Genomic DNA, 24,325 nt, shown 5'->3' with positions numbered 1-24,325 from the left:
GCCTGGGGGGCAATGGGTGATAAGGTGCGCAAAAAAATACATTCACTGAGACTCGGAAGGACGTCCATGCGCCAGGCTTTAGCCCTCACCTCGCCGTGGACCAGGGGTTTCATCACCTGGTTGGTCTACACCGGGGCGGGCGTGCTGGCCTTGGGCCTGGCCTCACCACAAGACCATGTCGAGCCGCTTTATTTGTCGGCTGGCTTCGGGTTGGCCTGCGTCCTGGGATGGGGCAAAACCATGGTGCTGCCCGTGGGCCTGGGCTCGGCCACTGTACTTACGATTGCCCACTGGCATGCGCAAGACCCCCTCGGTTTCTGGCCGTTCTCGGCGCTGGCGGTGGTCACTTGCCTGGGTGGCGCCCTGCAAGCCTGGGTGGCGGCACGATGGTCCACGCGCGGTGACGAGCAGGACCTGCCCCTGGAGCACCCTTTTGACATAGGTCGATTCCTGCTGATGGCGGGACCCGTGTCGTGCCTGATCAACGCCGGCATGTCGGTTCCCGCCATGGTCGCCCTGGGCGCTTTACCCGCCGCGAATGCCACCCAAGCCGCCTTGTCCTGGTGGGCAGGCGACACGCTGGGGGTGCTGATCGGCACGCCCATGATGCTGACCCTGGTCGGTCGGCCGGTCGACCTGTGGCGGGCCCGCCGCCTGATCGTGGGGGTGCCGCTGCTGGTGACCACCTTGCTGCTGGGGCTGACCATCCGCCAGGTGCAGTTGTGGGAGGAGGAACGCGCCCAGGCGGTGTTCGACCATGACGTGGAGGCCGTGACCAATGCCGTGAACATGCGACTCAATGGTTATCTGAATGCGCTGGAGGCCCTCCATGGGCTGTACATCGGGTCGTCGGAGGTCAGCCGACAAGAGTTCAAACTGGCCAGCACTTACTGGCTGAACACCCTGAGCGGCATCCAGGCCCTGGGCTGGACCGAACGGCTGACCCTGGACCAGATCCCCAGCTTTGAGGGACGCCAACACGCCGAGGGCCTGAGCGAATACCAGGTCCACGACACACGCGCACGCTTGGTCCCGAAGGGACCTGAAGTGGCCGCCATCCGGTTTCTGGAGCCCATGAGCGGCAATGAAAAAGCGCTGGGCTACAACTCCTTGTCCAGCCCCGCCGCCAGGGACGCCTTCGAGCAGTCACGGCGCGAAGACCGGCCGGCGGCCACCAAGGGATTTGAACTGGCGCAGGAAGCCGGCCGACAAACAGGCGTGGTGATTTACAGAGTGGTCTACCAGGGCCAGCCCTACACCCCGCAGGCCCGCGTGCAAAGCACCCGGGGCGCGGTGTTTTTGGCACTGCGCATGGACGACATGATCAAGGCCATGACCCACGGGCTGCCTCCCTACTTGAGCGCCTGCCTGATGGATGTCAGCCAAGCCCCCTCCAACTTGCTGGGCGGCGCCACCCTTTGCTCAAGCGGCGTCCCGGATCAAAAGCAAGCCTACCAAAGCGTGACCCCCATCGAGTTCGCCGGCCGCCAATGGCGTCTGGTGACCTGGGCCCATGCCCCGGTGCCCGTCGTGGCGGGCTTGGCTTGGTCGTGGTTGTTGGCCATTGGCGGTGTGGTGCTGGCCGCCGCCCTGGGTGCTTTGCTGCTGGTGATCACCGGGCACACGCGGCGCGTGGAAGCCGCCATGGAAGTGGCCCGGCGGCAGAAGGCTGCGGCGGAAACCGCCAATCGCTCGAAAAGCGAGTTCTTGTCGCGCATGAGCCATGAATTGCGCACCCCCTTGAACGCCGTGCTGGGTTTCGCACAGGTGATGGACCTGGACAAGCAGTCGCCCCTGACGCCCACGCAATCACAACGGCTGCAGCAAATCCAGCAGGCCGGCTGGCATTTGCTGGACATGATCGACGACGTGCTGGACCTGTCCCGCATTGACACCGGCACGCTCAAGCTGAACACCGAAGTCGTGCCCATCAATGAAGCCGCCATCGTCGCGATGGACATGGTCCGGGAGTTGGCGCAGAAACAGAAAGTGCATTTGCTGGACCCGGAACCCGCACCGGCAGGCTGGGGTGTGCGCGCCGATGCGATCAGGCTGCGACAGATCCTCATCAACCTGCTCAGCAATGCCATCAAATACAACCGCCCGGGGGGCACCGTCAAGGTGTCCATGGAGATGGTCTCGCTGCCCGGACGGGACGAATGCATCCACCTGACCGTGGAAGACACCGGCTTGGGCATGAACCCCGAGCAGTTGGCGCAATTGTTTCAGCCCTTCAATCGCTTGGGCCGAGAACGGGTCGCGCCCGATGGTGCCGGCATTGGCCTGGTGATCAGCCAGCACTTGGCCCAGCTGATGGATGGCCAACTGGACGTGCGCAGCCAAGAAGACAAAGGCTCCACCTTCACATTGACCTTGCCCGCCGCCAGGCTGGCCATGGCCAAACCGATCATGCCGCCGGCCCCGGCGCCCACCAGCGTGATCATCAAGGCCAACCAGCCTGTCCGCCATGTGCTGTACGTTGAAGACAACCACGTGAACAGCGAAGTCGTGAGGGGTGCGCTGGCCTCGCGCAGCTGGATTCGTTTGACCGTAGCGCCCACCATTGAAGAAGGCCTGGCCGTGCTGCACGACCGGGTCACTGGCCCCGCCCCCGACCTGGTCTTGCTGGACGTGCACCTGCCCGACGCCTCAGGGCTGGAGTTCCTCAAGCTGATGAAGGCCAACCCTCAGACAGCCGCCACGCCAGTGATCATGATCTCGGCCGATGCCATGCCTGAACAGGTGGACGCCGCCCTGTCAGCGGGCGCCTATTGCTACCTGACCAAACCGGTGCAACTGCCGGCCTTGCTGATGCACGTGGACGACCTGCTGGCCACGCACACCTGAGGCATCACCGGGGCTGGTACTCCGGCACCAGGCCATGCAGGCGCTGTCGCAAGGTGCTGGGCACGCTGGCCGATTCGTCCTGGGCCAAGGCCAGCAGGCACTCGATCCAGTCGGCGGGCAACTCGCCACGCAGTTGCGCCAGGCGCAGGCGCGGGTGTGGCGTGGGCAGCGAGGTATCGGCATCGGCCAGCAACTCTTCGAACAGCTTCTCGCCCGGGCGCAGTCCGCTGAACACGATGGGGATCTCGGCTTCGGTGTGGCCGGACAACAAAATCATCTCGCGCGCCAGGTCGGCGATGCGCACGGCCGCACCCATGTCCATCACGAAGACCTGGCCTGATTCGGCCAGCACCGCCGCCTGCAGCACCAGTTGCGCCGCCTCGGGGATGGTCATGAAGTAGCGAGTGATGTCGGGGTGCGTGACCGTGACCGGGCCGCCCTTGGCGATCTGCTCCTTGAACTTGGGGATCACGCTGCCGCTGGAGCCCAGCACATTGCCAAAGCGCACGGCCATGTAGCGCGTGCCCGGCATCTGGGTGGCCCAGTGCGACACCACCATCTCGGCCGCGCGCTTGGTGGCGCCCATCACATTGGTCGGGTTGACGGCCTTGTCGGTCGAGATGAGGACGAAGCGCTTGACCCCGCATTCGCCCGCCGCCTGCGCCACCTGGTAGGTGCCCAGGGTGTTGTTGCGCAAGGCGATCCAGGCGTTGTCGTCTTCCATCAAGGGCACGTGCTTGTAAGCCGCCGCGTGGAAGACCAGGTCGGGCCGGTGAGTGCTCATCACGCGGCGCAGCTCGGGCAGGTCTTTCACGTCACCCACCAGGCGCACCAGGGGCACGCGGGGAAAGCGCTCGCTCAGGTCCTGCTCGATGTTGTAGAGCGCGAATTCGCTGAGTTCGAACAACACCAGTCGACTGGGGCCGAAACGCGCGATCTGGCGGCACAGTTCGGAGCCGATGGAGCCGCCTGCGCCCGTCACCATCACGGTCTGGCCGCTGATCAGGGCCGACAGCGCGGACTCGTCCAGCTTGACGGGTTCGCGGCCCAGAAGGTCGTCGGGTTCGATGTCGCGCACGCGGTCGATGCGCGAGCCGCCTTCGCGCAACTCATCGGCGCTGGGCACGGTCAACACGGGCAAGCCGGTGGCTGCGGCCATGTCCAGGGCACGCTTGCGTTGGGCGCCGCTGGCCGAGGGCATGGCCAGAACCAAGTGGGTCACGTCATCGAGCGTGCCTTCGTCCTGGAGCTTGTCCAACCCGCCCCACACGGTGACACCGGCCATCCGGGCACCATGCTTGCGCGGATCATCGTCGAGCAAGCCCATCACGGTCCAGCCTCGGTGTTGGATGCCCGCGATCAGCAACTTGGCCGCCGCACCCGCGCCCAGCACGATGGCCCGGCGCCCCGTGGCATCACCGCCCTGGCGGCGCGCACGTGACTGCTCGCTGAGCATGCGCACCAGCATGCGCGCCAAAGACCAGGTGACCAGGACCATGAAAGGGTGCAGGGCCAGCACCGCACGCGGAATCTCCACCAACTGTGCCATCAAGACCACCACCGCGCTGGCCAAGCCGCCACCCAGGCAGACCCAGCCCAGTCGGGTGATCTCGTTGAAGCTGGTGTAGCGCCAGGCCGCGCGCGGCACGCCCAGGGCCCAGGACACCGCGCTGTACACCGCGATCACCCCCAGCAGCACCACCGTGTCGTAGCTGGGCCGTTCGTGCAGCCAGCGCTCGACCCCCATGCGGAACAGATAGGTGGCGTGCCAGGCCAGCACGATCAGGCAGGCGTCGACCAACAGCACGGCCGCCTGGCGGTGTGGGCGCAGAACATGGGCGATGCGGTCGAGTCGGTTCCAGATCATGGTGGGCAAGGCAAGGGGCCCCGATGGGCTAACCCTCCATTGTGCGCTGGCTTGGGGGCTGGGTTGGCGCATCCTCCCAGTCGAACAGGGGCAAGGTGTATTCCAGAGGGCGATCCTGGGCGCTGGGCGCCACCGCCAAGACAGGCAGATCCGCCAGTTTGCGCAAGGCGCCCGCGCGCACGCCCAGCAAACGCAGGCGTTGGTCCAGAGGGACTTTCTTCAGGCAACGGCCAGCCCACAGGCGGATGTCCCGCGCGTCGGCCGTGTGGACTGGCAAGGTGATCTCGCGCGTGGCAATTTTGAAATCGGTGTAGCGAAGCTTGACGCCAATGGTCTTGGCCACATAACCCTTGCGGGCCAGGTCGCCCGCCAGCTTCTCGCACAGGCGAGTGAAGATTTCGCCCAGCGCTTCACGGTCGTCGCGGGCATGCAGGTCGCGCTCGAAGGTGGTCTCGCGGCTGATGGACTTGGGCTCGCGCCAGGTGACCACGGCGCGCTCATCGCGGCCATGCGCGGCCTCGTGCAACCAGGCGCCGTAGTTGCCTCCGAACTGCTCGATCAGCCAGGTGGGTGGCGCCGCGGCCAGGTCGCCAATGGTGTGGATGCCCAAGGCCTCCAGGCGCGCGGTGGATTTCGGGCCGATGCCATTGATGCGCTTGACGGGCAAGGGCCAGATGCGCGCTGGGATGTCTTCCTCGGTCAGGATGGTCAGGCCATCGGGCTTTTCCAGGTCTGAACACAGCTTGGAGAGAAGCTTGTTAGGCGTGACCCCGATCGAACAACTCAGGCCAGTGGCCTCGCGCACCCGGTCCTTGATGCGCTGCGACAGTGCCCGCACACCACCGTGCGGATCATCACCCCAGGCATCGTGCACGCCGGGCATGGCATTCAGGTCGATGTAGATCTCATCAACCCCGCGGTCTTCAATGACCGGCGCGATCTCGGCCACGGCGGCCTTGAAACGGCGCGAATAGCTTCGGTACTGCTCAAAATCCACCGGCAGCAACACCACCTGCGGTGCCAGCACCGCCGCCTTCATCATGCCCATGGCCGAGTGCACGCCCAGAGCACGGGCCTCGTAGGTGGACGTGGTGACCACGCCTCGGCCGGCATAGTCACGCAACACTGAAAAGCGCCGCGTGCCGTCGTCCTGCATGACAGGTTGATGACGCTGCCCACCCCCGATCACCACAGGCTGCCCCCGCAACTCGGGGTAGCGCAGCAACTCCACGGAGGCGTAAAACGCATCCATGTCAAGGTGGGCGACCCAAGAGCGTGTCATCATTAAACTCACACCCCAAGAGGCTGGTTTTCATGTACCACGGAGAACGATTCAACAGTGCCACCCACTTGCTGGGCCTGGCACTGGCAGTGGCAGGCTCGGCCGTGCTGATTGGCCAGGCGCTGGAGGCCGGTGATGCCCTGAAACTCATCAGCTTCAGCATCTTTGGCCTGTCGATGGTGTTGCTGTATGGGGCGTCCGCGGTTTATCACAGCATCCGTGGGGCCAGCAAAGAGCGCTGGGCCAAGGTCGACCACTGCGCCATCTATTTGCTCATCGCGGGCACCTACACCCCATTCACCCTGGTCACCTTGCACGGCACGCTGGGCTGGTCGCTGTTCGCCTTCGTGTGGACGCTGGCCGCCATCGGCATCTGCAAAGAGCTGTGGTGGGGCCGTGACACCGTGCCGTCGGTGCCACTGTATGTGCTGATGGGCTGGTGCGGCGTGGCCGCCGCGGTGCCCTTGATGAATGGTCTGCAAGATGGTGGCTGGCATTGGTTGGTGGCGGGCGGGCTGCTCTACACCGTGGGCATCATTTTCTACGTGATCGACACGCGCATGCGGCACGCCCATGGCATCTGGCATTTGTTCGTGCTGGGCGGCACTGCCAGCCACTATTTCACAGTGCTGAAATTCGTGGCGTGACATTTTGGTGCAATGCAGGTACATTAAGCCCACAGACATGCACAAGACCGTTTCCTCAAGGTCTTCGTTTTCTACCGCAAGGCACGCTGAACTTGTTCAACGCTGCTGACACGGTCCAGGTTTCAACTCCCGGTTTGACGTTTCTTGAGTGTTTCTGCCGCGCAGGTCCTGCCCTTAAAAGCAAGCTTGAGCGGATTCTTAATTTTTTCAATCACTCTACAAGGAACAACATCCATGAGTACGACACAAACTGGCACCGTGAAATGGTTTGACGACGGTAAGGGCTTTGGCTTCATCGCTCCTGAAGATGGCAGCAAGGACCTGTTCGCCCACTTCAGCGAAATCCGCAGCGAAGGCGGCTTCCGCAGCCTGCAAGAAAACCAACGCGTGGAATTCGAAGTCAAGCAAGGCCAAAAGGGCCCCCAAGCTTCGAACATTCGCCCGCTGTAATTCCAGCGCGCGTTGATCGCACCAAAAAGCGGCTTAGGCCGCTTTTTTCATGCCTGACCGGAAATCGTGGCGTGGACCAGATTGGCCACCTTGGGCGACATGTTCTCGGCCACCAACTCCAGCTCGGGGTGTTGCCCCGCGAACACGCGGAACAATTCATCGGCAAAGCTGTGGCCGATGTCGGTCACACCACTGAAGTCGATCCGGGCATGGCTGAACTGCTGCAACCTGGATGCCGCGCGGCGGGCTTGCGAGCGCGAATCCAAGGCGGTGTTGGTCGACAGCAGCAGGCGCAAGGGCACGCGGGTGCGGTCAAACGCGATGCCCTGGCGGTCGGTGCTCCAAACGTTCAGGACCGAATCCAGCGTGCGTTCGGTGTCCAGCGCGATCGAGGCGTAAACCGACGTGCCTTGGCGGGCCAGGGGCTTACCGCAGTGCCAGCCCCCGCCATCCCAGCCACGCCGCTGAAAGTTCGAGCCGTTGGCATGCACCTCGAACACATCGGCCAGTTGGGCCGAGAAGAACAGGCCACGGCCCGTGTGCCGATCGGGCAGGCTGGTGAGCTTGCCCTTGCTGAGTTCCAGCATGGCGTGCTGGGCATCGTCGATGGCGAATGATTCGCGGATGCGGTCGAACAGGCCCCGGCCATCGTCGGACACGAGCAACTGCACATGGTTGGGCGTCTGGCGCAAGGACACGGTGACGGTGGTGCCGCCGCTGTGGTCAATCGCGTTGTTCAGGATTTCGTTGAAGACGTGCTGGGCCATGCGCTGCACCTGGGGTGGCAGCACGAAGTTGGGCATGAAGTCTCGCTCCCAAGGCACGTCTTCCACCAGGCCTTGCAAGGGGTAGCTGGTCACCACTTGCCGAAATGAACCCGGCCGGTACACCGGTCGGGAGGTCGAGCCTTCCTTGATCAACCAGCCCGCCTCCACCAATCGCGCCACGGCCTTGCGGGCGGCGGGCCTGCTGGCATGCACGCGCTCGGCGACGTGCGCGATCAGGTCATGAGGATGGCAAACCACGGCGGCGGTGATCCAGCCCATCATGTGGTGAAGGTTGAGGCGTGACATGGTCGGCATCCTTTTCAGCTGACCTCAGTATCTGGCGTCACTCCCAGCCTTAACCGCCGAATTGACCGGCGCAATGCCCCGCTATTCCATCAATGCAGGGCGCCTTCGTGGCCGGCATCCACCCATTCAAAACGAGGTTGATCAAGCCCATCAATGGTGATGCGGCCGGTGAACATGGCGTAGGGGCGCACCCACAAAGCGCCTTCGCCGTACAAGGGCCGGTAAACCACCAAGGCCTCCAGGGTTTCGCTGTGGCGGGCCACGCCATAGACCTGGTAGCGCTCGCCTTTGTAGTGGCGGTAGACCCCCAGCTTGAGGTGTGGCAATGCCAACACGGGACGTTCTTCACTCATGACTCAGCTCCTTGAATGGCAGGGTGATGAGACCCCTAATGTGAACCGGCCTCATCCCTAAGGTATGGGGAAGCGCTGCGTTCACCGCCGCCCTAGAGTCGCGACAAGCCTTGACACAAGGTGCATCAACTCAGGAGCGCGGACCATGAACACCTCGGACAACACCCATCCCATCGACATTGTCGTGCAGGCCGAACTGCCCGACGACACTTCATCGCACGGCAAGACCAGTGCGGTCGCTTATGTCTTCAGCTCGGAGGCCACCTTGCTGGCCAGTGCGCCCTTGACCGAGAAAGGCGAAGCCCGCCTGAAGTTCACGGCCACGGCCACCGCGAGCAATTTGCGCGTGCTGGTGGGGCCCGCCACCACCGAGAAATCGCCCAGCTTTGACGAGCTGATGCGCCGGGGCGCGCTGGAGCAACACCTGCGCTACAACCCGCGTCAGCCGGTGTTGCAGGCGCGCTTCAAGGTGTTTCCCGACATCTGGCATTGCTGGTGGCGCAGCGCGTGCTTTGTGAAAGGCAACTTGCTCAAGCGCGTGCAGATTGGTGGCATGTGGGAGAACTTCCCGGTGTGCAACGCCACCGTTGAGATCTACGAAGTGGACCCTTTGTTCATCATCATCCCCAAGCTGCCCGAGTTGGTCATCGAGCGCCTCCGCGAACTGATCATCAAGCCACGGCCTTTCCCTGAACCCCTGCCTGAGATCGGCCCCATGGCCAAGGCCCCCTTGAGGCGTGCGATGCCCTCCGAGCACCGACTGGATGCCGAGGGCGCCCGCTTGCTGATGCAGTTGAGCGATGCCACCGAGTTGCGCTACCTGGCGCAGGTGGGTAGCCGCCTGCAGTTCCAGCAAGCCCTGATCAAGAACCCGATCGTGATCCGACCCTTGCTGTGTTACTTCTACCCCCGCTTCGTGACCAAGCAGCGCGTGGGCACCGCGCACACGGATGAATGCGGCCACTTCAGCACCTTGTTCTTCCAGGGCTGCCTGAACCACGACACGCCCGACCTGTACTTCAAGGCCACGCAAAAGCTGTTCGGCTTTTTCGACGTGTCGATCTACGCGCCCACGCCCATCGCCTGCCACACCTGGTGGAACTATCAATGCGGCACCGAGGTCACGCTGTACACCCACAGCCCGCTGGCCCACACCTGCTCGCCCTGCCCGCCCGTGGTTGGCCCCGAAGGCCATGGCCGTTGGGTGGCCTTCCTGGCCATCGGCGGCACGCCCTTGAGCAAGATCTACGGCACCAGCCAAGAGCTGCGCGACACCAAGCCACCTGCTGAAGTGGCGGCCAAGCTGGGCTTGACGGAGGCCGGCCAGCCTTGGGGCAGTTTGCTGCGCCCACGCCTGCTGTTCTCCAACGAACTCGAAGCCCTGGGCGTGCGCTACTACCAGGTCTCATGGCGGCGTGGCACCAGTGGCAGCTTCGTGGCCCTCAAGGATGGCATCCAGCACTACTACCGGCACGACGTCAGCACGCCCACTGGCGATGTGCCAGCGTGGACCCCTTACACCTTGGGGCCCGCCCCCGTGGCCGATGGCAGCGGCAACTTCGTGCCCGACCTGACCAAGATCCCCTACGCCTCGGTGGCCCCTGAAGGCGTGTGGGACACCCCGCCGAGCAGCGGCGAAATCGTGGAACACCTGAGCAGCGCCAAGTTCCCGACCAACGCCTTTGCACCCGGCCTGGTCTTCCACGAAGATGGCACGATCGTGTCCGGCACCACGGATGAAAGCGACCGCTACCAGCTCAAGGTGGACCTGTTCGATGCACAAGGCCAGCCCATCAACATCGTGGCGATGGGCATCAAGTACGTGGTGCCCGATGTGCCCGACCTGAGCGGCACGATCTACACCACCGATGCCGCCCCCTTGGGCCTGGTCTCGGGCAACAGCATGGTCATCACCCTGCACGTGGACAACAACCGCTGCTTCGCGTCCATCGGCGCGCCCTCCATCGGGGCCACGCTGGCCGACCCGTGCTGTGGGCTGCTGATCTCGCAACCCGCTGACAACGTGTCCATGCCCTACACGGCCTACCACCCGCACGGCTTTGCGCAATACAGCTTCAGTGTCGTGCGCGGCACGCAAGCGGTGGTGAGCCGCAATTCGTCGGTGGACGACCCCGGCACGCTGGTCAATGAGGACACCGGAGGTGGCACCGCCGTCGAGACGGTGAACAACCTGATGACGCTGAACCCGGCCCCGGGCTGCAGCGGCGTGAACTGCGTGGTAGCCGGCTTCAGCGAGAACCTGTACGTGGACTCGATGGCCACGGACGGCTGGGGTTCCGAGCTGGGTTACGACGCCAGCGATGTTCGCGCCTTTGTGCTGTCGACCGTGGCCTTGCCGAGCTGAACCGGGTCAGGCCCGCAGGAGCACGTCTTCAGGGGCCAATTCAACCCGGTTGCGGCCACCGCGCTTGCCTTGGTACAGGGCCTTGTCGGCGCGGGCGATGGCCTGCTCGATGGGCTCGTTCAGGTGGAGGTTGCTGATGCCGAAGGTCATGGTCACTTTCAAAGGACCATCCTTGCCCGGCACCTGAAGCTCGGAGATGGCTTCGCGCAGGCGGTTGGCCACCAACTCGGCACCAGGCGAGGCGGTTTCCGGCAAAAGGAGCAGGAATTCTTCGCCGCCCCAGCGGGCAGCGTGGTCCACTTCCCGCACTCCGGAGCGCAAGATCTTGGCCACCGCCTTCAGAACATCGTCACCAGCCTGGTGGCCATGGGTGTCATTCACCATCTTGAAATGGTCCACATCACACAGGATGAAGGACAAGGGCCGACCATCGCGACGCTGTTTGGCGGCTTCGGCCACGGAGGTGTCCAGCACGCTGCGGCGGTTGCGCAGGCGGGTCAGCGGATCGGTGGTGGCCATTTCACGCAGTTGTTGCTCGCTTTGCAGCACGAAGCGGTAGTACATCCCTGCCAGCAGGACCAGGATGGTCAAGGCCGTGACCACGGTGAAGTAGTGCACCCCATTGAGCACCGGGCGGTCGAGTTCGAACAAGGGCGTGGCATCGCGGCGCGCGTAGTCCAACCAAAGGTAGAGCGCCATCAGGCCAGTGACCACGGGGACCTTGCCGCGCCAGACAGGCAGGGTGCTGACCACCATCACGGGCGGCACGCACATGATGTAGATGTGAAAGCCGCTGTCCCAACCGATGTAATAGACCGCCAGCACGGCGTGCCCAACCACCTCGGTGGTGATCAGCATCCAGGCCAAGGTCACTTGGTGGCGCAGGGCCAGCACGAAAGTCAACACGTAGCACAGGATGCTGCCCACGTTGACCAGGGCCATGTCGCGGATGCCATTGACGTGGAACAGCACCAGGAAAGCCAGGTGGGTGAAACCGCACATCACGGAGACCCCTAGCATCATTTTGCGAAAGAGTTCGGCGCTGGTGTTCTGGTCAGAAGGGGTGGGTGGGGCGACCAGGGAGTTGTCCATGTTTTCAGCCCCCTTTCTTGTCGTGCGTCCACTGCGCCAACAGCATCACGAAATCGGGCCACGGCACCGGCTTGCTGTAGTGGAAGCCCTGGGCAAGGTGGCAACCCCAGGCACCCAGGTGATCGCGTTGCAAGGCGGTCTCCACACCTTCGGCCACCACCTCCATGCGCAGACTGCGGGCCAGGGTCACGATGGCCTTGGCCAGCACCGCGCTGTCGCGGTCAGTGGTCAGCTCTCGGATGAAGGAGCGGTCAATTTTCAAGGTGTCCACCGGGAAGCGGGTCAGGTAGGACAGGGCCGAGTAGCCCGTGCCAAAGTCGTCGATGGCGATGGTGAAGCCCATGGCGTGCAGGGCCTCCAGCATCGAGCGGATGTCCACGCGGTCGTTGAGCAGCAGACTTTCAGTGATCTCCAACTCGATCCATTCAGACAGGCAACCGGTGTCCTCCAAAGCGCGACGCACCGTGCCCAGCAGGTCGCCTGAGTAGAACTGGCGCGGTGAGAGGTTCACCGCAATCTTCAAGGGCTCGCCATGCTCGTCATGCCATTGGCGCGCCACGGTGCAGGCCGAGCGCAAGGCCCATTCGCCCATGTCGATGATCAGGCCGGTGTCTTCGGCAATGCCGATGAAGCGGTCGGGCGGGACCAGGCCGCGCTCGGGATGGCGCCAGCGCATCAGGGCTTCTGCACCCACCACGCGGCCAGAGGACAGCTCCACCTTGGGTTGGTAGAACAATTCGAGTTCGTTGCGCTCTACGGCCTTGCGCAGATCGCCCTCAATCTTCAGGCGCTCCAGCGCCGTGACCGTCAATTCGCGGGCATAGAACTGGAAGTTGTCGCGGCCGCAACTCTTGGCGTGGTACATGGCTGCGTCGGCGTGGGCCATCAGCTCATTCACATCCGCGCCGTCGGCCGGGAACATGGCGATGCCCGCACTGGCGGTCACGAAGATTTCGGTGTCGTTAAGCGCCACCGAGGCTTCAAAGACATGCTTGATGCGGCTTGCCACCACGTCCAGGTCGGAGGGCTGACGAATCTGCGGCACGATGATGGCGAACTCGTCGCCCCCCAAGCGCGCCACGGTGTCGTACTCTCGCAAGGCTTGGGACAAGCGCCCGGCCACGGCTTTGAGCAGCACATCGCCAGCACCGGCGCCCAAAGAATCGTTGATCTTCTGGAAGTGGTCAATGTCCAGCAGCACCACGCCCACGCTGCCGCCCTGTCGGCTGGCGTCGGCGATGGCCAGCTTCAGGCGGTCATGCAGCAGAGCTCGGTTGGGCAAGCTGGTCAGTGGGTCGTAGAACTCCAGCTGATGGGTCTGCCGCTGCAGGGCCTTCAGGTCGGTGACATCCTGAGTGACGCCCAAGGCCCGCACGGCCCGGCCATCCTGGCCGTACTCCAGGCGCACCCAGCTGTGGGTCTCGCGGTGGCTGCCATCGGGCAGGATCAGGCTGTGCTCGTAGCTCAGTTCGCCCAGGCGTTTGGCGAAAGCATCCTGGTAGAGCAAGAAGGTCGATGCGCGCTCATCCGGCAACATGATGGCGTGGAACTCCTCCATGGTGAGGTCGCCTGCGCTCGACAAACCCAGCACGTCCAATCCAACGCGGCTGATCGATGAGCGCTTGGTGACGTAGTCCCACTCCCAATGGCAGATGCGCGCAATGCGCTGGGCATCCTCCAGGCGGCGTTCGGTGGCTTCAATGGCCGAGATGTCCCGGCCAATCGACAGCACGCTGAGCACGTGGCCAGTGCTGTCCAGTTCAGGCACGATGCGCAGGTGAACGGTGCGGTCGCGCCGGTCCTGGCCTTTCAGCCGATAGGTGAATTCTTGTAGCTCGCCCGTGCTGATGGCCAGGGCCAAAGTCCGCTCGTACTCACGCGCCTGGGGGGCGTCGGCGTACTCGCTGGGACGGCGCCCGATCAGGGCTTCCCGGGGTTGCCCCAACCAATTGACCAAGGCCTCGTTGACGTACACACGGCGGCAATCGCGGTCGTAGCGGGCGATGTTGTCCGGGGTGTTTTCGACCAGGACGCGGTATTCCTGTTCGCGGGCACGCAGCCTCTCATCGGCCAGCGCCCGCTCGGTGAAGTCTTGCGAGACCGCAAAGAAGGTTTTGGGCTTGCCCTTGACGGTGTAGGCGAGCTCGGCATGCAGGTGCAGGTGGCGCACTTCGCCGTCGACCACCACGGTGTAATCGTACTGAACCGTGCTGTCCCGCTGACGGATGGCCGCTTCGTACAGCTTCCTGATGCGCTGGCCTTCCTCTTCAGAATGGATGGCCAACAGTTCTTCGGTCGTGGGCGACCAGCCTGGCAAACGGCCCATCAGGCGGCAAGCATGATCAGACATCCGGGCCTTGTTGCTGGCCAGGTCCAGCTCCCAGAACCCGATTTTGGCCAGTTCTTCAGCCCTCTCCAGCTTGGTCTGCAGTTCCTTGTGGGCGGTGATGTCATGGCACACCGACATCACACCCACCACGCGGCCGACCGCGTCGCGCTCGGGCACCAACCTGACCTGGCACCAACGCACGGTGCCGTCGGGCAGGCCCCACTCCATTTCGAAACTGCACGCCGTGCCCAAGCGCAGCACATTGTGCAAGCGCTCGGCGTAGGCCTTGGCGTCGAACACGAAAGGCAGCTCCTGCGGCATGGCACCCACGATGGTGTCCGGCGGCTGCCCGGACACGAACATCAAGGTCGCGTTGGCATAGATGCAGCGCAGGGTGGCGTCGTGGCGCATGATCGCGTCCGGCGAGCCGTCCACCAACTGTTTGAACAGCGCCTGGTGCTCCGAGAGGGTTCGCTCCAGCGTGGACTCCACGGTCATCGTGCCACCCCGCAAGAACGCACCCACCGCCGAAATTCGGAGGCTGGCTCAACGACATGGCGACAGGGGAGAAAGAGGCTCATGGAAGACGGATCCTGATCGGATACTTGGGCGGCAGCGTTCATGAGGTTTCGGCCCCCGGTCATCAAACTTGAATGCACTGCCCCCAAACCTGGGAAAATGCGCAGCCTTTACCCCGGAATTCTCATGAACCGAGCCTTTGCACGCACTTGGTGCCGCCGCCTTATTCCCCTGTGGGGCCTGGCCATCCTGCCGGGTTGCGCCGTGGTGGGTGCGGCCGCCAGCGTGGCAGGCGCGGCGGTGTCCGTGGCCAGCACCGTGGTGGTCACCACCGTGTCGGTGACGGGCAAGGTGATCGAGAAGACCGTCGATTTGGCCACTGCGGATGAACAGCAACCATGAACAAATTCACACCCGATGAGGTGATCGCCGCCACGCACCTTTGGTTGGACAAAGCGGTGATCGGCCTGAACCTGTGCCCTTTTGCCAAGGCCGTGCAGATCAAGCAGCAGATCCGCTACGTGGTCAGCGAAGCCACCAATGAAGAAGCCTTGCTGGCCGACCTGCTGCACGAGTTGCAGTTTCTGCAAAGCGCCAACCCGGAAGAGGTGGAGACCACCTTGCTGATCCACCCTGGCGTGCTGACGGATTTCCTGGACTACAACGATTTTCTGGAAGTGGCCGACGCCGCCGTGGGCGAACTCGACCTGGAAGGTGAGTTGCAGGTGGCCAGCTTTCACCCGGATTACCAGTTCGCGGGCAGCGATGCAGATGACATCGACAACTTCAGCAACCGCTCGCCGTATCCCACCTTGCACCTGCTGCGCGAAAGCAGCATCGACAAGGCGGTGGAGTCCTTCCCGGACGCGGCCAACATCTACGAGCACAACATCGAGACGCTGCGCGCCTTGGGCCACGAAGGCTGGAAAAAACTCTGGATTTAGTCGGTCACCCGACCTCGGGATGACTTGATCTCCGAGCGTTGGCTCTTGCCCTCCAGGCGGCGCTGCTTGGCGCCGTAGGTGGGCTGGGTGGCCTTGCGAAACCGAGGGGGCCGGGCCACGCTGTCCACCAGCTCGGCCAGGCGCCGCAGGGCCTCGGTGCGGTTTTGCTCTTGGCTGCGGTACTCCTGGGCCTTGATGACCAGCACGCCATCGGCGCTGATGCGCCGGTCGCTCAAGGCCAGCAGTCGCTCTTTGTGCTCGTCGTTCAGGGCTGACGACGCCCGGATGTCAAACCGCAGGTGGATCGCGCTGGACACCTTGTTGACGTTTTGGCCACCCGCGCCTTGCGCACGGATGGCCCGAAGCTCGATCTCTTCGTCCGGGATGGGCACGTGCATGGATCAGGCGGTTTGCGCGATCCCGGCGATGGCCCACTCGCCATTGCCAGCCTTGGGCTTGGCCAAGTGCCAGATCTCGTCGAAGGTGGTGGTTGGCGCGTCTTTTTCTTCGCGGATCAGGCCATGGAAACGCACGCTGACGATCTGGCGATCAGTCTCGTCGGCAAAGTCCAGGACTTCAGCGTTCAACTGGACCACGTCGGTCACTTGAGGCGCGTTGCCACGGTCTTGCAACTCCAGCTTGAAGACGGCGAACATCTCGGGGGTGGAGAACTGGCGCAGGTCGTCCAGGTTGGACGCGTCGTTGGCGGCCTGCATGCGGATGAAGATCAGCTTGGCGATGCGCTCGAACGCGGGAGCGTCAAAACCGGGGGGCAAGCTGGATGAGGCCGCGCCTGCGGACAGCGAGGCAAAGCTGGGGCCGCTGAGCATGCCATCGTTGACACCTTGAGGGGCGACGGACATGTCGCGGCTCATGGGCTGCGCGGGTGGTGTGGGCGCGCGGGCAAAGTCATTGGGCGACAGGCGTGGGCCGCCACTGGCGGCGGGCACCGGCGAGGCGTTCGAGAACCGCTTCATGGCCCAGCGAATGGCGAAGAAGGCCACGGCGGCCAGCAGCGCCATCATGATCATGTTGCCGAAGGCGGCGCCCATGCCCAGGTGACTCATCAAGGCCGCGATGCCCAAACCTGCGGCCAAGCCAGCAATGGGGCCCATCCAGTTGCGCTTGGGCGCCACGGTAGGGGGCACGCCTTGAGCGCCGGGTGCCGCCGTGGGCTTGGCAGCTTGCTGCGCAGGTGAGTTTTGTGCGGGCATCTGGCGTTTCATGCCAGACGAACTGCCACCGCCCAGGCGCTTGGCCTCGACGTGCTGCGCCACGAAAGTCAGGCTGAGCACAGCCATGCACACGCTCATCAGGATTTTTTTCAATTCAACTCTCCAAAAATTCAACGGGCCGACACACCAAATGCGAGGCCCCATGCCAATTCAACCACAGGACTGTCGAGTTCGCCCTTCAAGGCGCGAATGCGGCCGATGCCCAAATGGGCTCTACTTTGGGCTCCCAACTCCAAATTCAAGCGGAGCATGGGTTGCACAACGGCACCACCATCAGTGTCCACGCCGCCACCGCCTGCGGCACCCGCCAGCAGTTCAGCGCCCACGGACCACCGAGTGGCGAAAACCGGCGATTGCACGCCCATCCCCACCAGACCGACAGAATAAGCGCCCGCGTCGCCGTTGAACGCACTGTGGGCCTGCCCTGTTAAGTAAAGAAGTTCGGTCAGCGAGCGGCGCAGCACCAACCCTACTGCTTGCATGGATTTGGCGGGACCATTTTTGCGCGCAGCGCCATCCAGGTGCTCCAGGGCCAGATTCCATTCCATACCCTCGATCCATGAGCGGGGCGACAAGCGGCCCAGAGCGGCAGGCGCGTTGGAAGGATGGTCCAGGTCCCAACCAATCGAAGCCTGCGCGTAGCGCGCTCTGAACGAGCCCTGGGGCGCAACCACCGTCCCGCCTTCCACCGACACGAAAAAGTCCCGGCTGAGATGCCAACTGACGGAAATGCCGGCTTTGGCCAGCAGACCGCCATCGGTGGGCACGCCGCCACCACCGCCCAGGCCCACCGCCGCCCGGGCGCCCACGGCCAAAGGCGTGCCTTTGAGGGGCTGCTCAAACCCCAGGTTGGCCAGAACCTCGGCATACCCCCCAGCGCCCCCACCCGCCGCCCCGGCTGCCTCCAAGCCCCAGTAAACATTGGGATGCAGCCAATGGTCCAACCGAAAGCCCGCCAGGCCAATGCGTTGCTGTTGATCAGCGCCCCGCGGCTCATCGAGCACGCCCATGATGCTGATGCGGTCAAAGCCCATGCCCCCTCGGGCCCATATCGAAGAGCTTTTGCCGACGGCCGAGGGCAAGGTGTAGACAAAGTCGCCATCCACCGCCAAAACAAGACCAGCCTGGTTGGAGCGAATGTTGCCATTGGGAAAACGCACGCTCGACGCCGACAGGCCCGCCCACACCCCAGGCTCGTTGGCCGCACCGCTCAAGCGCCACAACAGGTCAAGGTGCGGACGCAGCATCAGGCCGCCACCCACCGGTGCGCCACCGCCGCCGCCGCCACCTGCGAACAGGCCCAACTCCAGCCTGACCCGACTCGCCAGGGGCAGCCGGTAGGCCAGCTCAGCCCCGCCGACAAAGAAGCCGCCTCGTCGCCCTGTGGCAGCGCCGTACACCGCCGGCCCACCGAGCCAACCGGGCGCGAACGTCATCAGGTAGCTGCCACCCAGCAGGCCCATGGCTTCGTCACCCGGCAAGGTGATGGTCTCGAAACCAAGGCGGGTGGACACTGGCAAGGCGCGCGCAGCGTCCGATGATTTGGATTGAGCCTGGGCCCCTCCGATGCCCAACAGGCACAGCACGCCAAGCCCCCAAAAGCTGATTTTTTGAGTCATCCCTCCATTGTGGCTGACCTGGCGAGCACAACATCAGACCAGATCACCGTGCGGTTGCGACCGCTCTGCTTCGCGCTGTAGAGCGCCTTGTCGGCCCGCTCGATGCAAGCCGCCAGGTTCTCGCCGGTTTGATAGGCACTCAACCCCGCAGAAAACGAGGGGCGCAAAGCCAGGTGGTCCTGGGCCATGGTCACGTTCTTCAGGGAATCCCTCAGCCGCTGGATGCCATGCTCGGCATCCTCGGCGGTGGTGCCCACCAGCACCAGCATGAACTCCTCGCCACCCCAGCGCGCCAGCACGTCGGTCTCGCGGGTCATGGTGGCCGCGTGGGTGGCGAAATTGCGCAGCACTTCGTCACCCACGCTGTGGCCATGCGTGTCGTTGATGTGCTTGAAGAAGTCGATGTCCAGGATCGCCAGGCAAAAATCGTGGCCCGATGAGCGCGACAGGCGCCGCTGGTGCTCGTCCAGCACCGACATCATGTGGCGGCGGTTGTACAGGCCAGTCAACTCGTCGTGCGTGGCGAGCACCTGGATGCGGTCCAGGGCCTGCGTGAGTTCTTCCTGCTTGGCGCGCAGCCGGGCTCGCAGGTTGCTGAGTTGCGCGGTCAACATGGAGATGGTCGGCACCGAGGACACCACCAGGGCGAAGTGCACCGACTCCAGCGCCACCGGGTAACCCGCCGGGTCGGTCATCGTCTTGTAGCCCATGACGATGCCGGTCAGGACCACGGCATACCCGCCCGCGATCTTGGCGTCGCGGGCATTGAGGTTGAAGATGCCGAACACCAGCACCAGCGTGAGCAGCATCATCGTGGCGCCGTGGAAAACCCCCGTGATGGCATACGCGGCCACGATCCAGGTCAGGGCGGACAAGATCTGCGGCAAGGTCAGTGAGGGCTCGCGAAAGCGCCGATTGAAGCCGCTGCGCAAGAGACCGTACCAGACCACCACGTTCAACATGATCAGGCCGGACAGCAAAGCGGCCTCGTCGCCGCGCATCAGCCCCTGCTGGGAGGCAAAGCCCATGATGCCGATGCACAGCACGTAGACGTTGGCGGCCATCAGGGAACGGATGACGCGCACCCGCTGCTTGGAATCGGTGCTCAACAGCACCGCCAGAAGTCGTTGGATCAATTCAGGCCTCTCCCCCTGCCTGCGTCAACTGGGCCCACCGGGTTTGCGCCCTGTCCATGTTCGACTGCTTGATGTGGCCATAGCCTTTGATGTCTTCGGGAACGCGGGCCAGGGCCAGCGCGGCCTCGGCATTGTCCGTGCTCAGGTGCGCCAACAGGGCCCCGATGCCTTGGCGATACCGGGCAATCCAACCGCGTTCTGCCAGGCGTTCGCGGGTTCGGCCGAAGGGATCGAAGACGGTGCCACGCAAGACCTTGAGGGGCGCCAAGGCCTTGAAAGCCAGGCCCATCCAGGGACCAAAGCGCTGTTTGGTGGCCACGCCCTGGGAATCTGTTTTGCCCATGAACGGCGGCGCCAGGTGGTAAGAGAGCTTGTAGTTTCCCTCGAACTCCTGGGCCAGTTTGTCGTGAAAGCGACGATCGGTCAGCAGGCGTGCGACTTCGTACTCATCTTTGTAAGCCATGAGCTTGAAGAGCTGCCGCGCAACGGCATCGGTCAGCTTGGTCGAGCCCAGCTTCTGGTCGGCGGCGCGCACCTGGTTGACAAAGGCCAGGTACTCATCGGCGTAAGCGGCGCTTTGGTAGTGCGTCAGAAACTCAACGCGGGACTGGATCAGGGCATCCAGGTTGGTGGCCGTCTTGCGCACGATTTGCACCGGTTGGGCGGGCAAGGCCAGCGACTGCACCGCCGCCAGATCGTGGGCGGCTCGGCAACCCCATTCGAAGGCGGCCTGGTTGTTCTCCACCTGCACGGCGTTCAGCTCAATGGCGCGCAGCAGCGCGTCGCGGCTCAATGGCACCCAACCTTTTTGCCAGGCGTAACCCAGCATCAAGGGGTTGGCGTAGATGGTGTCGCCCAGCAATTGGGTGGCCAACTGGTTGGCATCCAGCCTGGCCACCTGGCCCGGCAAGGCAGCCTGGCCAATGACATCGTCGCAATGGCCGGCCGGAAACTGCCAGTTGGTGTCACGCACAAAAGCCGCCGTGGGTGTGCCATGCGTGTTGAGCGCCACGCGCGTGCGCTGGTTGTTCATGGTGGCCAGGGTGCTGGCGTTGGCCGTGACGAGGGGGTCGCAACCGATCACCAGGTCGGCGGCCGCCGTGGGCACGCGCGTGGTGTGGATGGCGTCCATGCTGTCGGCGATCTGGATGTGGCTCCAGGTGGCGCCGCCCTTTTGCGCCAGGCCCGCCGAGTCCTGCGTGACGATGCCCTTGCCTTCGATGTGCGCGGCCACGCCCAGCAGTTGCCCGATGGTGATCACCCCCGTGCCGCCGATGCCCGCGACGATGATGCCGTAGGCCTCGTGGGCCAAGGGGATCTTGGGTTCGGGCAAGGCAGGCAAGGTGAAGGGATCGACGCGCTGAGTGCTCTTGCGAGGTGACTTGAGCTGGCCACCCGTCACCGTGACGAAGCTGGGGCAAAAGCCCTTGACGCAGGACATGTCGTGGTTGCAGGTGCTCTGGTTGATGTGCCGCTTGCGGCCGAACTCAGTGTCCACCGGCTCCACGCTCAGGCAGTTGGATTGGGTGGAGCAATCGCCACAGCCTTCGCACACCAGCTCGTTGATGACCACGCGCTCGGTCACGGCCGGCATGGTGCCTCGCTTGCGGCGGCGGCGCTTCTCGGTGGCGCAGGTCTGGTCGTAAATGATGACGCTGCAGCCGGGCACCTCGCGCATCAAGCGCTGCACCGCGTCCAGGTCGTCGCGGTGGTGCACGGTGGTGTCGGGCGCCAGGTTGGACACGGCCAGGTACTTCTCAGGCTCGTCGGTGACGATGGCAATGCGCGACACGCCCTCGGCTTCCAGCTCGCGGCTCATCTCCGGCACGCGCAAGGTGCCGTCCACCGGCTGCCCCCCGGTCATGGCCACCGCATCGTTGAACAGGATTTTGTAGGTGATGTTGACCTTGGCCGCGATGCTCTGACGCACGGCCAGCAGGCCCGAGTGGAAGTAGGTGCCATCGCCCAGGTTGGCGAACACATGCTTCTCGTCGGTGAAGGGCGCCTGGCCCACCCAGGTGACGCCCTCGCCACCCATCTGTGTGAAGGTGGTGGTGCTGCGGTCCATCCACACCACCATGTAGTGGCAGCCGATGCCCGCCATGGCACGCGAGCCTTCGGGCACCTTGGTCGAAGTGTTGTGGGGGCAACCGCTGCAGAACCAGGGCGCGCGGTCGGCATTGGCCTGGGGCACGACGAGGGGGGCTTGCTCCTTGGCTTCGATCAAGGCCAATCGTTGCGCGATGCGGTCACGCAGGTCGCGGCCCATGGTGTCCAACATGCCCAGCTTGTCCAGGCGCTGGGCAATCGCCTTGGCGATGAGCGATGGGTTCAGGTCGGCTTTGGCTCGCAGCAACCAGTTGGAGGCCGGGTTGGACATGGACCACTCGCCGCCGCTTTGGTCGCCGTGGGGTTCATTGAACTTGCCCAGCACATTCGGGCGCACATCCTCGCGCCAGTTGTAAAGCTCTTCCTTGAGCTGGTACTCGATGACCTGGCGCTTTTCTTCGATCACCAGGATCTCTTGCAAGCCCGTGGCGAACTCGCGCGTGGCGCTGGCTTCCAGGGGCCAGACCACGGCCACCTTGTGGACGCGGATGCCGAGCTGCGCACAAGTCACCTCGTCCAGGCCCAGGTCATGCAGGGCTTGGCGCATGTCGTTGTAGGCCTTGCCGCTGGCGATCAGGCCCAGGCGCGCGTGCTTTGAGTCGATCACCGTGCGGTTCAGGCGGTTGGCGCGCACATAGGCCAGCGCGGCATACCACTTGTAGTCCATCAGCCGGGCTTCTTGCTCCAGAGGCGAGTCGGGCCAGCGGATGTGCAGGCCGCCGGGTGGCATCGTGAAGTCTTCGGGCAGGAGGATCTGCACGCGGTCCGGCTCGATCGACACGCTGCTCGACGATTCGACCACTTCCTGGATGACTTTCATGCCCGCCCACAGGCCCGAGAAGCGGCTCATTGCGTAGGCGTGCAAGCCCAGGTCCAGGATTTCTTGAGCGCTGCTCGGAAAAAACACGGGCAGGCCGCAGGCCTTGAAAATGTGGTCGCTTTGGTGGGCCACCGATGAGCTTTTGGCCACGTGGTCGTCACCCGCCACGGCGATGACACCACCGTGCCGGGCCGTGCCGGCCATGTTGGCGTGCTTGAACACATCGGAGCAGCGGTCCACCCCCGGCCCCTTGCCATACCAGAGGCCAAAAACGCCATCGAACTTTCGGTGTTCCGGGTACAGATCGAGCTGCTGAGTGCCCCAAACGGCCGTGGCGCCGAGCTCTTCGTTCACCCCAGGCTGGAAAACCACGTGGTGGGCTTTGAGGTGGGCCTTGGCGTTCCACAAGGCCTGGTCATAACCCCCCAGAGGCGAACCCCGGTAACCACTGATAAAGCCCGCCGTGTTCAGGCCTGCCGCCACATCTCTGGTGCGCTGCAGCATCGGCAGACGCACCAGGGCCTGCACGCCGCTCATGAAAGCGGTCCCGTGTTCGATGGCGTACTTGTCATCCAGCGTGAGGGACGCCAGGGCCTTGAGGACCGAATCGGGTAGCGGAGCGTTCATGACGAACTCCAAGCAGCCACATGCTGCAGAACCAGTGTAGAGATCTTGGCGCGGGCCGTCACCTCTTGATGTGCCGAATAGTCCGCACCACCGGCCCCATTCTTGGGCCTTGAAACCAATCTGAGGACGCCACGGCACCGCCACCACTCGGGATTACCCGGCTTCATTTCAAGGCGTGGCGCATTTCGCCACATTTGACTTTCGCTCAAGCCGACAAGGGCATTTTTGTCTTCAAATGTTGGCCACAACGCCTTCAGATTGGTCAATAATTGAGTCGCACTCAATGATTTGATCATGTCAGCACTGCAACGCCTTGCCCCCCGTCGTGTGAAGTCCCAGCTCCGAGTCGCGGAGTTGCTGGCAGCCGCGCGCCGGGTTTTTTCCGAACAGGGTTTTCACCGCGCCACCACCGCCCAGATTGCGGAGGCCGCTGGCGTGTCCGAAGCCACCGTCTTCACCTACTTTCCCGGCAAGCGCGAGCTGTGCATCCAGGTCATCAAGGACTGGTACGACGAGATCAGCACCGAGCTGGAACGCGAGGTGCCGCGCCTGTCCGGCGTTCACGCCAAGCTCAGCCACGTGGTCAAGCAGCACTTGTTCACCTTGCTCGCCGATGGCTCAGGCATGTGCGCACTTGTGCTGGGCGAAGGCCGCACCAGCGCGCCCGAGTTGGCCGAGGTGATCACCGATTGCAAGCGCCGCTACACCGCGCCCCTGATGGATTGCCTGGCCCAGGCCATGACCGATGGCGAGGTCCGCCAAGACATGCCATTGCGCTTGATGCGCGACCTGGTTTATGGCTCGATGGAGCACGTGCTCTGGGACTCCATCACCGCGCACAAGCGCCCCCCGATTGACGACACGGCCGAACAGCTGACAGGTTTGATCTGGAGTGCGCTGATGCCCCGAGATGCCTCGCTCGATGCCCTGGCCCGCTTTCGCGACGAGGTGGGCGCGGCCCTGAAGCAACTCGACAGCCAACGCGCGCCCAAGAAGCGCGCGGGGAAATGA

Annotated in this window: 19 protein-coding genes; 7 read left to right on the top strand and 12 right to left on the bottom strand. The window is 63.9% G+C overall.

Annotated features, from left to right (window positions below; translation table 11 throughout):
- Positions 1 to 66: 66 nt before the first annotated feature.
- On the top strand, positions 67 to 2,847 hold the full coding sequence (locus PSV38_RS02995; RefSeq protein ID WP_300544679.1) for a CHASE domain-containing protein: 2,781 nt from the start codon (positions 67 to 69) through the stop codon (positions 2,845 to 2,847).
- A gap of 4 nt (positions 2,848 to 2,851) precedes the next feature.
- On the opposite strand, the gene PSV38_RS02990 is transcribed toward PSV38_RS02995, so the two are convergent.
- Together PSV38_RS02990 and dinB are read right to left on the bottom strand one after the other, a co-directional pair.
- Positions 2,852 to 4,714 (bottom strand): nucleoside-diphosphate sugar epimerase/dehydratase, encoded by a 1,863-nt coding sequence (locus tag PSV38_RS02990; RefSeq protein ID WP_300544676.1) that lies wholly within the window; start codon positions 4,712 to 4,714, stop codon positions 2,852 to 2,854.
- A 28-nt stretch (positions 4,715 to 4,742) separates the two neighbouring features.
- Positions 4,743 to 5,999 (bottom strand): DNA polymerase IV, encoded by a 1,257-nt coding sequence (gene dinB, locus PSV38_RS02985; RefSeq protein ID WP_300544674.1) that lies wholly within the window; start codon positions 5,997 to 5,999, stop codon positions 4,743 to 4,745.
- 29 nt (positions 6,000 to 6,028) lie between these two features.
- Between dinB and PSV38_RS02980 the strand changes: the two genes are divergently transcribed.
- Both PSV38_RS02980 and PSV38_RS02975 read left to right on the top strand, forming a co-directional pair.
- Positions 6,029 to 6,643, top strand: a complete 615-nt coding sequence (locus PSV38_RS02980; RefSeq protein WP_300544672.1) for a hemolysin III family protein — start codon at positions 6,029 to 6,031, stop codon at positions 6,641 to 6,643.
- 234 nt (positions 6,644 to 6,877) lie between these two features.
- Positions 6,878 to 7,093: a cold-shock protein gene (locus tag PSV38_RS02975; RefSeq protein WP_230178750.1), complete on the top strand. Its 216-nt coding sequence runs from the start codon at positions 6,878 to 6,880 to the stop codon at positions 7,091 to 7,093.
- Between the two features lie 47 nt (positions 7,094 to 7,140).
- On the opposite strand, the gene PSV38_RS02970 is transcribed toward PSV38_RS02975, so the two are convergent.
- Both PSV38_RS02970 and PSV38_RS02965 read right to left on the bottom strand, forming a co-directional pair.
- The gene (locus PSV38_RS02970) at positions 7,141 to 8,166 is read right to left on the bottom strand and encodes a DUF4325 domain-containing protein (protein ID WP_300544670.1); all 1,026 of its coding nucleotides are present in this window, start codon (positions 8,164 to 8,166) and stop codon (positions 7,141 to 7,143) included.
- A gap of 89 nt (positions 8,167 to 8,255) precedes the next feature.
- The gene (locus PSV38_RS02965; RefSeq protein WP_300544668.1) at positions 8,256 to 8,519 is read right to left on the bottom strand and encodes a DUF1653 domain-containing protein; all 264 of its coding nucleotides are present in this window, start codon (positions 8,517 to 8,519) and stop codon (positions 8,256 to 8,258) included.
- A gap of 145 nt (positions 8,520 to 8,664) precedes the next feature.
- Between PSV38_RS02965 and PSV38_RS02960 the strand changes: the two genes are divergently transcribed.
- Positions 8,665 to 10,884: a hypothetical protein gene (locus tag PSV38_RS02960; RefSeq protein ID WP_300544666.1), complete on the top strand. Its 2,220-nt coding sequence runs from the start codon at positions 8,665 to 8,667 to the stop codon at positions 10,882 to 10,884.
- Between the two features lie 6 nt (positions 10,885 to 10,890).
- Here PSV38_RS02960 and PSV38_RS02955 read toward each other — a convergent pair whose 3' ends face one another.
- Positions 10,891 to 11,976 (bottom strand): GGDEF domain-containing protein, encoded by a 1,086-nt coding sequence (locus PSV38_RS02955; protein ID WP_300544665.1) that lies wholly within the window; start codon positions 11,974 to 11,976, stop codon positions 10,891 to 10,893.
- Between the two features lie 4 nt (positions 11,977 to 11,980).
- Positions 11,981 to 14,803, bottom strand: a complete 2,823-nt coding sequence (locus PSV38_RS02950) for a GGDEF domain-containing phosphodiesterase (RefSeq protein ID WP_300544664.1) — start codon at positions 14,801 to 14,803, stop codon at positions 11,981 to 11,983.
- Between the two features lie 207 nt (positions 14,804 to 15,010).
- On the opposite strand from PSV38_RS02950, the gene PSV38_RS02945 reads away from it, so the two are divergent.
- Positions 15,011 to 15,226 (top strand): hypothetical protein, encoded by a 216-nt coding sequence (locus tag PSV38_RS02945; protein ID WP_300544663.1) that lies wholly within the window; start codon positions 15,011 to 15,013, stop codon positions 15,224 to 15,226.
- Complete coding sequence (locus tag PSV38_RS02940) at positions 15,223 to 15,768, top strand: DUF1415 domain-containing protein (RefSeq protein ID WP_300544662.1); 546 nt, start codon at positions 15,223 to 15,225, stop codon at positions 15,766 to 15,768. The genes PSV38_RS02945 and PSV38_RS02940 overlap by 4 nt, the downstream gene beginning before the upstream one ends.
- Here PSV38_RS02940 and arfB read toward each other — a convergent pair.
- Genes arfB through PSV38_RS02910 form a run of 6 tightly spaced genes read right to left on the bottom strand, consistent with a single transcriptional unit; the run spans position 15,765 to position 23,610 of the window.
- Positions 15,765 to 16,166: an alternative ribosome rescue aminoacyl-tRNA hydrolase ArfB gene (gene arfB, locus PSV38_RS02935; protein ID WP_300544661.1), complete on the bottom strand. Its 402-nt coding sequence runs from the start codon at positions 16,164 to 16,166 to the stop codon at positions 15,765 to 15,767. The two genes, PSV38_RS02940 and arfB, sit on opposite strands and share 4 nt — an antisense overlap.
- Positions 16,167 to 16,169: 3 nt before the next feature.
- The gene (locus PSV38_RS02930) at positions 16,170 to 17,096 is read right to left on the bottom strand and encodes a TIM44-like domain-containing protein (protein ID WP_300544660.1); all 927 of its coding nucleotides are present in this window, start codon (positions 17,094 to 17,096) and stop codon (positions 16,170 to 16,172) included.
- A 17-nt stretch (positions 17,097 to 17,113) separates the two neighbouring features.
- Positions 17,114 to 18,622, bottom strand: a complete 1,509-nt coding sequence (locus PSV38_RS02925) for a hypothetical protein (RefSeq protein ID WP_300544658.1) — start codon at positions 18,620 to 18,622, stop codon at positions 17,114 to 17,116.
- Positions 18,619 to 19,758, bottom strand: a complete 1,140-nt coding sequence (locus tag PSV38_RS02920) for a GGDEF domain-containing protein (RefSeq protein WP_300544657.1) — start codon at positions 19,756 to 19,758, stop codon at positions 18,619 to 18,621. The genes PSV38_RS02925 and PSV38_RS02920 overlap by 4 nt, the downstream gene beginning before the upstream one ends.
- A 1-nt stretch (position 19,759) precedes the next feature.
- Entirely contained in the window at positions 19,760 to 23,314 is a 3,555-nt protein-coding gene (locus tag PSV38_RS02915; RefSeq protein WP_300544656.1) for an indolepyruvate ferredoxin oxidoreductase family protein, read from the bottom strand.
- Positions 23,311 to 23,610 (bottom strand): hypothetical protein, encoded by a 300-nt coding sequence (locus tag PSV38_RS02910; RefSeq protein WP_300544654.1) that lies wholly within the window; start codon positions 23,608 to 23,610, stop codon positions 23,311 to 23,313. The genes PSV38_RS02915 and PSV38_RS02910 overlap by 4 nt, the downstream gene beginning before the upstream one ends.
- Between PSV38_RS02910 and PSV38_RS02905 the strand changes: the two genes are divergently transcribed.
- A complete protein-coding gene (locus PSV38_RS02905) occupies positions 23,609 to 24,325 on the top strand; it encodes a TetR/AcrR family transcriptional regulator (RefSeq protein WP_300544653.1) in 717 nt (238 codons plus the stop codon). The two genes, PSV38_RS02910 and PSV38_RS02905, sit on opposite strands and share 2 nt — an antisense overlap.

It is taken from the genome of Aquabacterium sp. (genome assembly GCF_029946005.1).
GTDB lineage: Bacteria > Pseudomonadota > Gammaproteobacteria > Burkholderiales > Burkholderiaceae_C > Aquabacterium.
The sequence above is the reverse complement of the archived record's forward strand: the minus strand, read 5'-3'. Positions and strand labels throughout refer to the sequence as shown.

Excerpts from the sequence above, each read along its gene's own strand:
- PSV38_RS02995 (WP_300544679.1), top strand. The coding sequence starts at position 67 with ATGCGCCAGGCTTTAGCCCTCACCTCGCCGTGGACCAGGGGTTTCATC.
- PSV38_RS02990 (WP_300544676.1), bottom strand. The coding sequence starts at position 4,714 with ATGATCTGGAACCGACTCGACCGCATCGCCCATGTTCTGCGCCCACAC.
- dinB (WP_300544674.1), bottom strand. The coding sequence starts at position 5,999 with ATGATGACACGCTCTTGGGTCGCCCACCTTGACATGGATGCGTTTTAC.
- PSV38_RS02980 (WP_300544672.1), top strand. The coding sequence starts at position 6,029 with ATGTACCACGGAGAACGATTCAACAGTGCCACCCACTTGCTGGGCCTG.
- PSV38_RS02975 (WP_230178750.1), top strand. The coding sequence starts at position 6,878 with ATGAGTACGACACAAACTGGCACCGTGAAATGGTTTGACGACGGTAAG.
- PSV38_RS02970 (WP_300544670.1), bottom strand. The coding sequence starts at position 8,166 with ATGTCACGCCTCAACCTTCACCACATGATGGGCTGGATCACCGCCGCC.
- PSV38_RS02965 (WP_300544668.1), bottom strand. The coding sequence starts at position 8,519 with ATGAGTGAAGAACGTCCCGTGTTGGCATTGCCACACCTCAAGCTGGGG.
- PSV38_RS02960 (WP_300544666.1), top strand. The coding sequence starts at position 8,665 with ATGAACACCTCGGACAACACCCATCCCATCGACATTGTCGTGCAGGCC.
- PSV38_RS02955 (WP_300544665.1), bottom strand. The coding sequence starts at position 11,976 with ATGGACAACTCCCTGGTCGCCCCACCCACCCCTTCTGACCAGAACACC.
- PSV38_RS02950 (WP_300544664.1), bottom strand. The coding sequence starts at position 14,803 with ATGACCGTGGAGTCCACGCTGGAGCGAACCCTCTCGGAGCACCAGGCG.
- PSV38_RS02945 (WP_300544663.1), top strand. The coding sequence starts at position 15,011 with ATGAACCGAGCCTTTGCACGCACTTGGTGCCGCCGCCTTATTCCCCTG.
- PSV38_RS02940 (WP_300544662.1), top strand. The coding sequence starts at position 15,223 with ATGAACAAATTCACACCCGATGAGGTGATCGCCGCCACGCACCTTTGG.
- arfB (WP_300544661.1), bottom strand. The coding sequence starts at position 16,166 with ATGCACGTGCCCATCCCGGACGAAGAGATCGAGCTTCGGGCCATCCGT.
- PSV38_RS02925 (WP_300544658.1), bottom strand. The coding sequence starts at position 18,622 with ATGACTCAAAAAATCAGCTTTTGGGGGCTTGGCGTGCTGTGCCTGTTG.
- PSV38_RS02915 (WP_300544656.1), bottom strand. The coding sequence starts at position 23,314 with ATGAACGCTCCGCTACCCGATTCGGTCCTCAAGGCCCTGGCGTCCCTC.
- PSV38_RS02905 (WP_300544653.1), top strand. The coding sequence starts at position 23,609 with ATGTCAGCACTGCAACGCCTTGCCCCCCGTCGTGTGAAGTCCCAGCTC.
- PSV38_RS02910 (WP_300544654.1), bottom strand. The coding sequence starts at position 23,610 with ATGATCAAATCATTGAGTGCGACTCAATTATTGACCAATCTGAAGGCG.